This is a genomic window from [Clostridium] polysaccharolyticum (genome assembly GCF_900111595.1).
Classification (GTDB): Bacteria; Bacillota; Clostridia; order Lachnospirales; family Lachnospiraceae; genus Clostridium_AI; species Clostridium_AI polysaccharolyticum.
The window spans coordinates 43,942-57,947 of the sequence record NZ_FOHN01000006.1; the positions used below are offsets into that span (position 1 = coordinate 43,942).

Consider the following 14,006-nt stretch of genomic DNA (forward strand, 5'->3'; position numbering starts at 1 on the left):
TGTTTCCGTCCCCTTGCGGGGATTTACATCAATTAACCCCGTCCTCTGAAACCCTTGCTATTACTGGGCTCTGAAGACGGTTTACGGCGCAAAATCTTTTTTCACTTTTCTAAACTGCTTTTATACCCCTAAAACAGTCTCAAACCCATATATAATCATATACGGAGCAAAAATGTTATATTATTCCATTCTTTAAATAACTAAACTCATAGATACTTCTATAATTATTCTACCTAGTCTAGCTGATTTTTGCAATACCTTTTCCATTACTTTCTCATTTAAATTTAATCTGGTTACAGTCTCCCTCGACATACAGCAAAATTCTTCATAATATTTTTTCAGCTGTTTTGTAACGTATCTGACTTCATTGGCTGTTTCTTAAAACCAAAATGGTTCCTGTCATTACCAAAATCCCTATCTTCCCATACAGAATTGCCAAACTTCGTGGCAGTTCATAAGCAAGCTGAATTCCTTTTTCCAAATAGCCTTTATTTTCTCTGCTAATGCACCAGCTTCAAAAGATTTTATGAAACCCTGATATTGGGTGTCACCCTCTAACACCTGTTTCCTCTACTCTACAGAAACAACTGCTACTTTCATAGCCAAGTTACAGTCCCACAACATGCAGAACTCTTGCCACCACTAAATCACGGCACTCATACTTATGTTCATTCATTTCACATTGATTACATAAGAAAGTTTTTATAGTTTCAAAAAGAGCAGTAAAACCTTGCTGTAGCATGCCATTTGCAACAGGCCATTCTACCATTGCCATTCCGATTTCAAAATTGGATTTCTTATAAAATACAGCTGCTCTGTCTTCTATTTTCTCATACAAATAGAATGTAATCCTTCTTTCTTATCACCTTCAGACGATAATATCTCCCCTTCAGAGGCAAACCACTGTAAGGCAGAGATATCATTACTTTGGTATGTACCATCTTCCCAGTTTTCTTTCCTTGCAAAATCCGTTAGCCAAATGGTTACTTTGTCACCTTGTCCAAATCCTAGCATCGCTAGCAGAGCTTCTTAAACGAAACTAGTGGCGACTGTTTGAGCTGCAAATTTGTAATTACGGGTGTTGTAGCAGCTGGTGCCTAGAACTGCGATAAAGTGTTTTTGCATATACTATCTCCTTCTTCTACCTCCATTTCCATTATTAGGTGAGGGTTTTGTTTCCTTCCAGCAACTCAAGGCAACATCATCTATCTGACTTACATTTACAAGTGGTTTCAGATTTTCTTTTATTAAAATCAAATTTCTTTGATTTAACTTTCCACCTTTATTCTCAGAAAACCACTTAAAACCTTCCTCAATCGGTTTTACGATACCATCTTGCCCCCCAAAACGCTTTTCATATTGTTTCTCCGTTAATGGATATGAAACCTTATTCCCATCCGTAACATTAAAATCCGTTACCAACTCAAATTCCTTCTTTAAAGTAACATCAAAACCATTGTCTTCATAGCTTTTTTCTAGAACATCACAATGTTCTTCCTTAAATATCAGTTCACTATCTAAATCAAATTTTCTTTCAACAACATCTAAAACCGTAACAGATATACTACCAAGACCTAATGGCTTTCCGCTACCCAATTTATAGCAATGCAGAGACTCTGATTCTGACTTTCTATTACTTATATTCAATAGAAAATAGAGTTGTTCAAGTTGTTCTCTTGTTATTCCATCAAAATAAATATCTTCAGTAAATTTTACCCCTTTCTTAAGCAATCTAACTGATTTATTACGCTTTGTCTTATCTGGCTTCGTTGCAACAAATGGATGATGCCAATAGAATTTTCGTCCCATGATCTTTACTGGATTTGCTTTCGTATATGCTTTTATCTTTTTGTCTTGTACATAATAATCATATGTCCAGAATTTTGCACCTACTGGACGTTGCAAATACATTTCCGTTGCAGATATCTTTGGTTGTGCTAATTCTTCTAGTGTTACAAAATTCTCATACATATAATCCTTTACATTACCGTTATATTCTACACGTGCATCTGAAAATCTCAATTTTGATGATATGGAATCTTCACCAGCCATGCCAAATAACTGACACGCAGGGCATATATCCTTACCCGATTTACAAGGTTCAGCCCCGACCTGCTTCAGCAAACTTTCCAATGTTGTATAATAGCTTTCTTTTGTTATACAAGCTGGAGATAAATAAATCACTTTCTTTTGATCTTCATCACATAATGGAGTTTCAGAAAAATAGACTGGAATATATTTTCTTTCGCCTTTTTTTAGGCTCTGCCAGCATTTCGAATATTCTTTGTACCATCCTTTTTTATCATTATACAATTTGTTTATCCTATCATCTTGGTATGTCTGTAATACATGTTCAAAAGATTTTATTCTATCATCTGATAATTCCATCTCAATTACAGCATCTCCTAAATTGGAAGCATTAAATACCTTAAACCATTCCTTTTTGAAACCTTCTTCCCCTTTAAAAAGAATTCCACAATTTTCTCCCGATTTTTTGATATCCTCTTCTGTAATGATTCCTAATGATTCATTTACAAATTTTCTAGTATGTGGCCCATATTTCTTCATTTTATATCTATAAGTTACATATTGGCATTCTTCTAGATCATTCGCATATTTTTTGCCAACCATAACCACATCTTTCACCATGTCTAATTTATACAGCTTAAGTACCCCATCATTATTCTCAAGTATGCCATATCGATAATAATCACTTGTTCTCTTATATAGTGGTTTATCTAAATCAATTGCAGACATACATGAACATGTAAATGCTTCATATATGCTACGAATCATTCCCCTTATTTCACTTCCTGGTATTACTGGCTCATATGCTTCTGTCTCTTTTGATTTTTCCTCTTCTTCAGACTCATATTGATGATACGAGAAAAATTCATATTGCAAATGTTCCTTTTTATCCAGTTCTTTTCCATTCTTGGAACAATTAATTTTTCTTTCAGATGTAATATTAGGAATAAACAATGGAGTTTCCGTTTTTAATTCAATTGTCATTTTTCCGGTAATTAAATCTTCGTTCTTTTCTTCATAACAACGTTTCTTCCTCAGCGGAATAAAATGATATGGATTTATTACCTTATAATTTATTTCATCACACATACCTTCACTCCCTTATCCATCTAAGCTGATATCCTGCAATCTTAGCCATTCCATACTCGTCATAGCTAAGATAATTCACAACACGTATTTTTCCAGGTGTCTTTTGCTCTAATAAAATTACTTCTTCAATCTTATCTTGATTATCGTTATACAATACATCATTAGGAATATATTTCTTCTGACTTCTTGATTTTACTGCCCGAAATTCCATATTTTCATCAAACATATGCAGTTCCAAAAGTTCTTCCTTATCTTCTCCTAAAATTTTTCCATCTTTCTCAAGCTGATTGTCTTTATAAATTTGGAATTTTACACAATTTCTAAAATAAGCTAAAACCACCCCTTCCTTTGGAGCTTTATCAAAATTAATTAACATTTTTTATCCCCCTAACATATGCTTTCAATTCATTTATGTATTCCAAACACTTATCGTTACCTAATTGCTCATAAGTTTGTGTTCCATTTTCCGCAATTGCAATACCATCTGAACCCTGCTTAAATATTCCCCGTCCAACAGATGTCTGTCCTCCCAATGCCAGATAACCGTTCTCCAAATCTTTAATAGCAAGGAGCAACAAACCAATTATTGTTCTATAATCTCCATAGTCATTTTCCTTACGTACTAAAATTATTAATTTTGTATCTCCTGTAAAATGACCTAATTCTGTATAGAGTGCACCATCAATTGTAGAATTGTCAAATCGATTGATTCTATTTCTTGTTATTTTCAGTTCTGTACCACCCTTAATCACACTTTCTCGTATTATGATTGAAGACTGTCTTGCATCTGGGTTCTTACCATCTTGTGATTCTGCTACATATCCAAACCATTGGTGAATTATCTGCATTGCCTTGCTTTCATCACCAATTAACTGAGTTGCGATATGAGTTACTCTTTGTCTAATTGCCCCCATCCAGCTTGTACCAGGAATAACAGGAACTTTTTTTGATCTTATATGTTCAAAATCAGCATCTCCACTTATTGCATACTTTCGAATACTTATACCGCCTATTAAATTTAAAGATACCTTTAATTTAACAAAATGGCTCTCATCACTTTTCATCCATTCTGATTTTTCTTGTTTATTTTCTTTAAAATATAAATTTTTCTCAGAATTGTACGCAACCCATTCATCAACATTATCGCTAGTAAATTGCTTATAATATATACTTTCTATTTTAATCTTTCCAAATCCCCTATTCTTCTTTGAACCAAAACGGATCTCCCCTTCATTAATTCCAAAGAATATCTTCTTTATTGCATCTAACCATTGTTCTTCTTCATCTTGTTCTCTTATTGAAAGCAACATTTGAAAAGCACCATACGCACCAGGTTCAATAATTTCTATATCATATTTAGCCCCTGATTTAGCAACTTTCTGTACTAATGCAACACCATCTCTCTCAGACATTTTTAAGTGTTCATTCTCTGCAAATGTTAGATCAGAAAAAGATACAGAACTCATTTTACCTTCCATCTCTTTTGCAAACCCAAATAGGCTTTCGGGTTTCTCTAAGTATGCGCGCATAGCACCTGCTAATGAAGTTCCTGGAACAAATACCTTTCCATAAAAATCACGTTGCAAATCGTTATCCGTAATTTCATCCCAGCCACTAGACACACACAACGGAGAACTTGTCTGAATTTTAACACCAATCGCTATTCTTTTTACTATTTTGCGGTTCTCACCCATTTCTTAATTACCGCCTTTCCTGATTTCATCTATACGCAAGAGATATTTCAATTCTTCAAAATATGCTAAATAATATTCATACCGAATCTCTTTTTTGGTCAAATTAGCAGCTTCATAAATATTATTCTGTAGTATTTCTTCCATAAATGCATCTTGTAATATTTCATTGCTGATAGTATCTTTTTGAGCTGCTCGTCTTGAATTAGCCTTCTTTTCAGATTTCTTATCTAATAACTCTTTCGTATCCTCAAGAATTCTTTCTTTTCCATGTTTACTAAGCTCGATTAACTTGCTCCACAAAGCATGTACAACTGGTTTTAAAACATCTACTCGTTTACACTTATTTCGATATTCTTGTGCTTTCTTCCTAGCTATACCAGAAATATATTCCACCTCTAATTTATTCGCAATATTCGGTATCAAATTTGTTTTATACTTTGATACACCAACTTCATTCTGCACCTTTACTTTTAAATCATTGACCTTTACTTTTTCATAACTGCTTCCAATAGGATAAACCGAGATCTCTCCGTATCCTTCATTTACTCGTTCTCCAAGCCAAATGTCAGAAAACAAAGATAAATCTATTTCACAATCAGCTTCAATTACAAAAGTAGTTCCTTTGTCAAATGCATATATTACAGGCTTTCTCATTTTCCAAGTTGTATTGTATCCACACAATGTTTTGAACTTTACAAATTCCTTATTTATCTTGAGTGTTTCTACATTCAAAATCTTTTTTAACGCTTCAATTATTGCAAAAGACTCTGTAGTATAGGCTCCATCATCACTGTATTGGATCAAAGGAGATTCCAATTTCAGAACAAATTGCTTACACATTATACTGTCTTTCTTTTCTTCTTGTGCAGAAACAAGTTCAAATTCCACTTCTCCATACTCACTGGAACGATTATATCCCATTCGTGTTTTACTATGTCTTCTTATAGCTTTCTCTATAAGCTCAATTTGTGCTGGTGTTCCAATTACATATCCAGAAAATTGCTGCCCCTCTGACAGGCTTTCTAATTGATAGAATTCCCCAGCTCCAATACTCCCCATATTTGAATTAGAGTCCAGATCATACATTTTTGCATTTGCACGACCAATTGACTTATCTTCTGGCCTTGAATGATGATAACGAATCTCTGTACATACTTCCATTGTATGTATTTCATTCATTTCATTTGAACTTACATAAATATCTTTTAGTGATTTCAACTGTTCAATTTTACCCCTTAAATTTTTCTTATATTCTTCCTGTATACTGTCATCAACGACACGATCCCGAATAGACCCTGAGTTATTTTTCAAAGAATATAATGCTGCAGAAGCTGGTAAATATCTTATACCGTTATTGTAAATATAGGCGTTAGAACAAATCAGTTCCCCTAAATTCATAAATTCTTCAAATCCCATACCTACATGATGAACTAAGAAGCCTAATACTTTCGCTCCCTCAATATAATTTTCAGTTACATCTTGTCCCGCTGAAATACTTCTTGTTAATAACGGAGATTTAAGTGTGATGACATATTGAAGTTTTTCTCTTTCTCCATCCGGCAATGGTCTGTGATATGCTGTTTTTAAAGTTGTTTGGCTTTGTTCTATCTCTTCTTCGAAATGAAACGAAACTTCAACCTCGCCCATTCCTCTAGTTCGATTCAATCCCATAGTTTTTAAGGCTTTGCAGCAATCCTCTAATTGCTTTATATAATCTTTTACTATTTCATTATTACAGGAAAAACTTACATTTGCCCGAAATGTTAACCCCCTTTTCAGAACACGAATGCTCCTTAACGTATTTCTCTTAGCTACCCCTGACTTGTTACATATTTGAGTCTGTGTACGCATGTAGGCAAACTGTTCTAATACACTTTGCGTTGTTATATAATTTGCATTCCGATAGGCTTTAATATCAATCAGATAGTCTTCATAATCTGCATTTATATCAGATTTACAAAGATTTGCATTTGAAATTCGTAACATAGCATTATGACTTCCAGGCTCACCGAATATTTCATCTATTTCAATCTCATATCCCCAGTCTCTTAATTCTTCTGCTGATTCTCTTAAACATCCTTTCATTCTCTTAGCCGGAATATATGGTAAGCCATATTTATCATAGCAAATGTCGGAATCCACTAAACAATTATAGATTTCTCCTGAACTGACACAAGTGTCACTTTTTAATTCTATTAAAATATAACTCACGTTACTCTTCCCCCTCAAATTGAACATCTTGGTAAAATTCAATCAACTCTAAAGCATCATAACAAACAGCCTTAAAACAACCATTCTCATCTTCTTCAAATAGTTCACAAGAATGACCATCTAGCATAATACCTGACAAAATGTTTTCCTTATCTCTAGATTGCAAAAAAGTAAACAATGCTTCTATTGCTTCTTTTCCTTTTGGATATGTATTTCTAAGCAACATAGCTTTCGACCGTGGATACTCCCTTAAAACCTCTATCTGCTTAATTAATTTACTCAACTCATTATATCTTTTCTCACTGACATCATCATCCGAATTCACAGAAATATGATATGGTCTTTGTAACAGCTTCACATTATTGCCAATACTATAGTTTTTATCTCTTGCTTCCTCTAAATCTACCATCTGCACATTACGACAAATCTGAAAATCAACCCAGTTTCCTATTCTTCCATGTTCAGCATTCTCTGGCATTTTAGCTACTCTTTTTGCCTCATCACAACAAGCTTCTGCAACTTTATAGCCTAAATGAAATGGGAAATGACTATTAATATAAGCAATCCCTGCACATATACTGAATCCGTAATCTGTCTTGTCCGCATTAGCATCATATTCCTCAAACATATTGTATTTTGAAACATGTTCAGCAAAGTACTTTACTAATGGTAATGCGACTCTCGCATTGCATACAAATGTTATGTCATCTCCTGCCACTATTATTTTCCTTAAATAAGTTCCTCCCTTTATAAATGGTTCTTCGTTATACTTTGTAACCCAATTTTCAAACTTTGCCTTCATGTTCTCGAAGACTTCTGCCTTAAAAGTATTATTAATATTTCTAGAAATGGTTCTCATTGTTTGAACAGCTTCCTCATAAGTATTGTTATGCTTCGCTAATAATGTTCCAATGCGATTTCCCATATCATTTCCATCTATATGTACAATGGCTAATATGCTTTCTTCTCCATGTTCTGTGATGAATTGATCAAATTGTCGAACAATTTTTTTGCCTTCTGCTTCTGCAATTTTTTTTTCTTTATACCGCTCATCCAGATATTTGCTTAACTTCAGAAATGTTTCTTGACTCATATCTTCGGTTGAAAAAATATCTTGTTCGATTAAAGGATATCCTGTAAGAGGATCTATCTTAGCTATTGGCAAAGCACCTAATGTTCTCGCTATTGGCATCTCCGCCTTAATCTGATCTAACCTGCCACGTAATTTATCATAGTCTTCTTTATATGTATTCTTGTCCAAATTCGCTTTAACAACAGCAACTACCAATTGAAGAGAATATGTTTTCTCTAATATTTTTCTTGACATTACTTTGTTTATCTTAACGCAAGTTTCTCCAGTTTTGTATAAAACATATGCATTCCCACCACCTATAAATAGTACTTCTACTTTTGTATTTCCAGACAAGAACGATTCTGTATTCTTGTCTTCCCATTCTTTTTCAATAGAGATTTCTAATTCTTTGGCTGCTTCAGTTAGTGTTTCTTGAATAATATCCTCAACAATATAAGAAGCGCCAACGATTTCTTTTACTCGATTTGTACGAAAAATATAATCTTGAATTCCTCGAACATCATACATAGCTAATACTGGAACATTTAAGAGTTGTTGCATATTATCTTGATTATTCATTTTTTAATTCCTCCAAGTTATCTATGGCTTCTTTTAGGCTTATCTTTACAGATTCATAAGTTATATGGTCAGATTGAAATGCTGGCAAGCGGAAATAATTTTTTATGTAATTTTTTTCTTGCTCCTCTGTTAATTCCTCAATATCTGACGCATGATTTATCTTATTTCTTAGCTCACGCATTTCTAGATAATCCTTTATAACTTTTATGACACCATCCTTTTTTTCATTTGCAAATACTATTTGCTTCTTAAACTTATCCAAATTACTCAGTACATACTCTGCGCTTGTATATTTGCCAAATTTCATTTCATCATTCTCTATTAATTGAGTAAAAAGTTTTTGATAACCATTATACCACTCTAGCTCTATACCAGCATTGTATTTTTCTCTCACAATTTCTTTTACATCACAACCAAAAGCAGAATTGATATTTACTTCTTTATTCTCAATTCTTACACTTTTCCAACAATCTGGAATCTCCATTCCATGTAAAAGTGTTTCCATTCTCCTTTTATCGTTCTTACAATTTTTCTTTTTGTAAATATTCTGTATTTGTAAAACTTTTAATGTGGCGATTAAATAACTTGGAACCATTTCACTATATATAGTAATACCTTGTTGAACCATATCATTCTCCCAACATCTTTTCAGCAAAAAAGGCAATCTATCTCTTTCATTATTTAATGCAATTTTCTTTTGCAAATCCATAAGTAACAAATTAAGAATATATTCTTCTTTTTTATGATCCATAAATTTTTTGACAGCAGTTTTCAGATTCTCATTCGCATGTTGAAATCCACTTACATTACACAATGTCAGTTGTTCTGAATATGCTTGCATTGCTTTAAGCAGTCTCTCTCCCTCGCTATCCTGACTAATACCTAAATTTGCAAACTGAGTACGTAACATCTCGATTTTCCCATACTTCACAAATTCATCCATTCCAGTTACAATATCTACATATTGATGCTTAGACAAAACAGAACTAATCTTATTGGAAATATTATTAATATTACTGTATACAATATCTTTGCATTTAATATCTGAATACTCTAACATTCTAATTAACAATGCAAATATATAATTAATATCCCTTGGTCCCCCAGTTTCGTCCATGTAAATTTCAAGTTCATCACATTCCTTTTGTAGTTCATGAATGCGCTCCATAAAAAGACCTTCACATTTATCTTTATCTTCTTCGTCCATAGGTATATGTATTACTTTAGAATCTATTTTGATATTATCATTTTTATATTGAATTTTTTCCCATTCATATCTCATTCGTTTAATATAATACATTACTTCATTTAACTTCATCTCTTTTTCAATCCAATTTAATTTGCCCACATAGTTCGTCTCCTCTTTTTTAGCATATTGCTCCAGACACGCTTTTAGCAACTCTATCTTTTTTTCTTTCTCTTCATTGCTATTTTGTTTAGGTCTTTCATATTTTTTTACTTCTTCAGATTCAAGCAAAACAAGAACAACTTTAATCTCCTCCTGTGCTTCCCTATACGAATTTACAATTTTTCCAAATAAATATTGAGTACCTGCCTCGTTAGTCAATATTGCACTGATTTTGTCATCTCCTATATCACTCTGATACTCCTTAAAATCTATACATGTAAATTTACTTATACAAGTTACTATAACACATATTCTCTTCTTTGCCTTCTTCACGATTCTTTTCTCCTATCTTCTCCAACCCGAATTCCTCCCATCCCAATTCCACACTTAATCCCAACGCCTGAATACTGTCCAAACGCCAGCAAATAATCCGCCAGGTTTACCAATGCCTGTGCCCCATTAATCCTAATGTCAATCTCCCCCAAAAAAGCTGGAATCTTCGTTCCTTCCAGCTGAAAGCTATAACTCCTAAGCTTGTACCTCACGATTTTAATATTCTGTTCAAAGTGTTCCATGATATCTTGGCCGAATAGGCCTGCATCATCCGAACAGGCATCGTATTTCATCATAAGACTTTGAAATAGAAAATGCACGGATGGGTAGAAAATATATTCCCCTTGGCTTTTAAAGGCAGTGGGGGACAGAAACTGAATTTTCTGATTACGGCTTCCGTCGGTGAAGTACCGGTCTTTTCTGAGCTGATCGTAGGTGGTCTGCTCTAACTTTTTATCTAAAATGTTAAGTTCCAGGTCTTTGTGCCGAAGATAGATTGTCTGCACTTGGCTGCTAAGCATCGGAACAAGGATCTGATCAAATGCTCTCTGATTTAGGGTCTGGATTGTCCAGATGATTTCCTCCTGATTTATCTGAACGAAATGGCTGTACGGCTGCCGCCCGCCATTATGAAGCTCTGTGGCGTATTCGTAACTTATTTGTTCCATTAATACGCCTTGAAGCAGAGATGAAATATTTACATTTATCTTACTTTGTTTTGGTTTTTCAAGATTTATCTGTAATCTGCTAAGCAAAAAAACACCTGCTTTCTAATCTGATACATACTGACTTTTACATTTTACCATATTTGTGCCTGTATTTACAATACAGAATCTTTCCTTACAGGAATCAAAATCAATCATCCCTAATCTCCATATGCTCTCTATCAGCTCATTTTCCATTGAAAGCCATTGCCAGAAATTCCAGCACGGCAAACATGATTGTGCCTCTCGCCAGATCTTCCTTAAATACTGCTTTTTGCGTCTTTTTCAGATGAAATTTATTCCATAGTGATGCAAGGGCATAATATCCATCGCCCTTTACGATTGGCACAAAATTAATCAGTATATTGCTAACTAACAAATAAAGATAGGGTATCTGTTTAGGAACTGCTATAAGAATCACCAGCACGAACAGACTATTCACAAGTCCCCCCGCCAAGTGAACCATTACTTTTTTGCTCTTTGGCAGCAGGTAACTGTAAGAAGTATCCACAAAAAAGATGGGTAAATAAAGGTGACGTAACTTGAAGTGGATACTTGATTTTCTTCCATTTTTCCTTGTACTTTTCCAGAAATTTTCTCGCTTTAGCTGTATCTTTTCCCCAAAATCCATTGGTTTTGATTGTGAATCTCATAGGCCGTCCAAAGTCATAATTTAAAATATGTTCCACTAATTCGGGATAGAGCATAGGCTCACCACCAGTCACCCCAACCAAAGTAATAGTTCCACATTCCTTAATATTCTGTAATATCTGGTCTAGCTCCTCTTGTGAAAGAGTCTTTCCTCTTACCATCCCTCTTGAATCACAACACATTTTACATCTTGCGTTACAATTCTCGGTCAATAAAATACCGCACGAATCAAATTCCATTCCTGCCCCACCTTTTTCTGAACACAAACACGATTACCAGAACACTGGCAATTAGCCCTGCGGAGTAAATCAAGCTTCCACTAATCTGCAGATAAGAACGGTCATTACATTTCAGATATTCCATAAAATTCTGATAAACCTTATTGCTGGCGTCATAGTAAGCGAACCAATCCAGCTTATCCGTTGCCGTAGATGCAACTATTGTAAATAGCCAATAGGCAAAGTTTACCACGTAAGCTGCAATTATATTTTTAAATAGAAAGCCCCAAAGGCTCGTTAAAAATACCTGGTAAATCAGCACCCCTGTAAAGTAAAACATCATGATTCCCATATAGGAAAACTTTCCATATATTATACTGACAGCAAGAATTCCGATATAGGTTGCTGCTCCTAAAAACAGCAGGCTTACCACTGCCTTGCTGACAAAAAACTGAAGCCAGCCATAACCTAGCAGTTTGTAAAAGAGTATGTTCTTATTCTTGTAATCATTTGAAAACATTTGAATTGTCAGCACTGGAAAAATCAGCATTCCGAACTCTGTATATACTGTAAAAATGCTATTAAACAATTCTTCTATGGCTGGATGAGTGATTTTATCCAGACTTGCAAGCAGTATATATCCCAGCACAAAACAGACTGCTACTGTAATCAAGCAAAATAACAAGAATCTGTTTTTCACATTTTTTCTTAATTCCATTCCACCCTATTCCCCTTTTATATATTTCTCAATAGCCGTTTCCTTAGAATCCACTTCTTTCATTTCACAATCCGATATGTAATAATATTTTCCTGGCATGTGTTCCAGATCGGACAGATTATGTGTAATATTGAGAATTGTAACCTCATTGTTCTTTCTATATTCATTTAAAAATGCATACAGATCTAGCGAACTGCCCTTATCTAAAGCAGTGGTAAATTCGTCTAAAATAATGATCTTGGGCTTGGATGCCAAAAAACATAGAAGTTTTATTTTCTGCTTTTGTCCGTCGCTCATCTTAGCCAGTGGAAGTTTATCTGATATTGTATCCATTTTCAGCAAATCGTATAGCTTATTGATTTCGGACTGCTCAAATTTCTTACGCAGCTCTTTTAAGATATCTTTTAGCGAAAACTCACCAGGAACATTACTGCTGCTTCCAATCAGTGCTGCTCATCTTTCTTCCGTATCTGTCCGTCGTAAGGCAGCATGCCCACGCAGGACTTGGCAAAACATGATTTTCCTGCTCCATTTGCACCTAATACGTGATGAATCTGCTGCTTGCCAAACTTAAGGTTTACGTCATGCAGAAGCTGTCTGTCCCCGACTTTTAAACTATAATTTAATAATTCCAATCTTTTCCCCTTCCTTATATTTTCTGATCAGCCTTTGCTTCCTAATACTACTTTCTGTTTGGCAAATATAAAATACCAGCTGCTTTGTATATCTTCTAATTTTAATTTAGCTAATTTTTCTTCCATATTACTTTTTTTTCCATTATTTAATTCCTAAAAATCTGTAATTCTCATTTTTTCATCCTCTTTGCACATTTCTCTTTATTATAATAGTTTATTTTTTTAACCATCGTAATGTATCCTATCATAATCATCGTTTATGTTCAAGATATTTTATTTCGGAATGGGCAAATATAGAATTTGTTCTTTATTGAGAATTACATTTATTAATGTATAGAAATGTTTTGTCTGCCAATAGAGTGGTGTGTGTATCGTTTTGGTGGAGTGTCTTGCTTAACTTTATGAAATTCTGAAATGTTCTTGCTAAAGAAATGTTATCTCCAAACTTTTTAAGCCCCTGCATAATTCTTCTGTCACCTAAAGGAAGCTGGATTCAATGTTTTCATCATTAATCCGCTCCTATCTCATTCTATCAAAGTTCTGGTTTTTAATGGCAGTTTTTTTGTGATGATATTCTATAGATTTTCTCTAAAAAAATTCAAATAATACTTGACTATTACTAGCTGGTCTCACGGGGATCTGCATTACTTAACACGAAAAAGAAGAGTGAATATGGCGAAGACAAGCCAGTTTCCGTCCCCTCACGGGGATTTATATTGCTTAACT

14 protein-coding genes are annotated in these 14,006 nt (G+C 34.1%); all 14 read right to left on the reverse strand.

Features of this window, described 5'->3' with window-relative positions:
- Nucleotides 1–607: 607 nt before the first annotated feature.
- The 14 genes from BMY85_RS05335 to BMY85_RS16035 all read right to left on the reverse strand — a co-directional run bounded on the left by BMY85_RS05335 (nucleotide 608) and on the right by BMY85_RS16035 (nucleotide 13,280).
- Complete coding sequence (locus tag BMY85_RS05335; RefSeq protein WP_092477236.1) at nucleotides 608–838, reverse strand: hypothetical protein; 231 nt, start codon at nucleotides 836–838, stop codon at nucleotides 608–610.
- A complete protein-coding gene (locus tag BMY85_RS05340; protein ID WP_092477237.1) occupies nucleotides 823–1,014 on the reverse strand; it encodes a hypothetical protein in 192 nt (63 codons plus the stop codon). Before BMY85_RS05340 ends, BMY85_RS05335 begins: the two co-directional genes overlap by 16 nt.
- Nucleotides 1,015–1,128: 114 nt before the next feature.
- The gene (locus BMY85_RS05345) at nucleotides 1,129–3,117 is read right to left on the reverse strand and encodes a TIGR03986 family type III CRISPR-associated RAMP protein (protein ID WP_092477238.1); all 1,989 of its coding nucleotides are present in this window, start codon (nucleotides 3,115–3,117) and stop codon (nucleotides 1,129–1,131) included.
- 4 nt (nucleotides 3,118–3,121) lie between these two features.
- Nucleotides 3,122–3,493: a hypothetical protein gene (locus BMY85_RS05350; RefSeq protein ID WP_092477239.1), complete on the reverse strand. Its 372-nt coding sequence runs from the start codon at nucleotides 3,491–3,493 to the stop codon at nucleotides 3,122–3,124.
- Complete coding sequence (locus BMY85_RS05355) at nucleotides 3,483–4,811, reverse strand: RAMP superfamily CRISPR-associated protein (RefSeq protein ID WP_092477240.1); 1,329 nt, start codon at nucleotides 4,809–4,811, stop codon at nucleotides 3,483–3,485. Before BMY85_RS05355 ends, BMY85_RS05350 begins: the two co-directional genes overlap by 11 nt.
- Nucleotides 4,812–4,814: 3 nt before the next feature.
- Nucleotides 4,815–7,022 carry an RAMP superfamily CRISPR-associated protein gene (locus BMY85_RS05360; RefSeq protein ID WP_092477241.1) on the reverse strand — a complete coding sequence of 736 codons (2,208 nt, stop codon included), beginning with the start codon at nucleotides 7,020–7,022 and terminating at the stop codon, nucleotides 4,815–4,817.
- A gap of 1 nt (nucleotide 7,023) precedes the next feature.
- Nucleotides 7,024–8,673 (reverse strand): Cas10/Cmr2 second palm domain-containing protein, encoded by a 1,650-nt coding sequence (locus BMY85_RS05365; RefSeq protein ID WP_092477242.1) that lies wholly within the window; start codon nucleotides 8,671–8,673, stop codon nucleotides 7,024–7,026.
- Entirely contained in the window at nucleotides 8,666–10,354 is a 1,689-nt protein-coding gene (locus BMY85_RS05370) for a hypothetical protein (RefSeq protein ID WP_092477243.1), read from the reverse strand. The genes BMY85_RS05365 and BMY85_RS05370 overlap by 8 nt, the downstream gene beginning before the upstream one ends.
- On the reverse strand, nucleotides 10,351–11,109 hold the full coding sequence (gene cas6, locus BMY85_RS05375) for a CRISPR-associated endoribonuclease Cas6 (RefSeq protein ID WP_092477244.1): 759 nt from the start codon (nucleotides 11,107–11,109) through the stop codon (nucleotides 10,351–10,353). Before cas6 ends, BMY85_RS05370 begins: the two co-directional genes overlap by 4 nt.
- A gap of 136 nt (nucleotides 11,110–11,245) precedes the next feature.
- Entirely contained in the window at nucleotides 11,246–11,500 is a 255-nt protein-coding gene (locus tag BMY85_RS05380) for a hypothetical protein (RefSeq protein ID WP_092477245.1), read from the reverse strand.
- On the reverse strand, nucleotides 11,493–11,948 hold the full coding sequence (locus BMY85_RS05385; protein ID WP_092477246.1) for a radical SAM protein: 456 nt from the start codon (nucleotides 11,946–11,948) through the stop codon (nucleotides 11,493–11,495). Before BMY85_RS05385 ends, BMY85_RS05380 begins: the two co-directional genes overlap by 8 nt.
- Nucleotides 11,938–12,645 (reverse strand): hypothetical protein, encoded by a 708-nt coding sequence (locus tag BMY85_RS05390; protein WP_092477247.1) that lies wholly within the window; start codon nucleotides 12,643–12,645, stop codon nucleotides 11,938–11,940. The genes BMY85_RS05385 and BMY85_RS05390 overlap by 11 nt, the downstream gene beginning before the upstream one ends.
- A gap of 6 nt (nucleotides 12,646–12,651) precedes the next feature.
- Complete coding sequence (locus BMY85_RS16030; RefSeq protein WP_330387221.1) at nucleotides 12,652–13,092, reverse strand: ATP-binding cassette domain-containing protein; 441 nt, start codon at nucleotides 13,090–13,092, stop codon at nucleotides 12,652–12,654.
- Nucleotides 13,089–13,280 (reverse strand): ATP-binding cassette domain-containing protein, encoded by a 192-nt coding sequence (locus BMY85_RS16035; RefSeq protein WP_177180651.1) that lies wholly within the window; start codon nucleotides 13,278–13,280, stop codon nucleotides 13,089–13,091. Before BMY85_RS16035 ends, BMY85_RS16030 begins: the two co-directional genes overlap by 4 nt.
- Nucleotides 13,281–14,006: the final 726 nt, after the last annotated feature.

Bases quoted from the DNA above. Each gene is read 5' to 3' on its own strand.
- BMY85_RS05355 (WP_092477240.1), bottom strand. From the start codon at position 4,811: ATGGGTGAGAACCGCAAAATAGTAAAAAGAATAGCGATTGGTGTTAAA.
- BMY85_RS05385 (WP_092477246.1), bottom strand. From the start codon at position 11,948: ATGGAATTTGATTCGTGCGGTATTTTATTGACCGAGAATTGTAACGCA.
- BMY85_RS05390 (WP_092477247.1), bottom strand. From the start codon at position 12,645: ATGGAATTAAGAAAAAATGTGAAAAACAGATTCTTGTTATTTTGCTTG.
- BMY85_RS05345 (WP_092477238.1), bottom strand. From the start codon at position 3,117: ATGTGTGATGAAATAAATTATAAGGTAATAAATCCATATCATTTTATT.
- BMY85_RS05340 (WP_092477237.1), bottom strand. From the start codon at position 1,014: ATGCTAGGATTTGGACAAGGTGACAAAGTAACCATTTGGCTAACGGAT.
- BMY85_RS05365 (WP_092477242.1), bottom strand. From the start codon at position 8,673: ATGAATAATCAAGATAATATGCAACAACTCTTAAATGTTCCAGTATTA.
- BMY85_RS05350 (WP_092477239.1), bottom strand. From the start codon at position 3,493: ATGTTAATTAATTTTGATAAAGCTCCAAAGGAAGGGGTGGTTTTAGCT.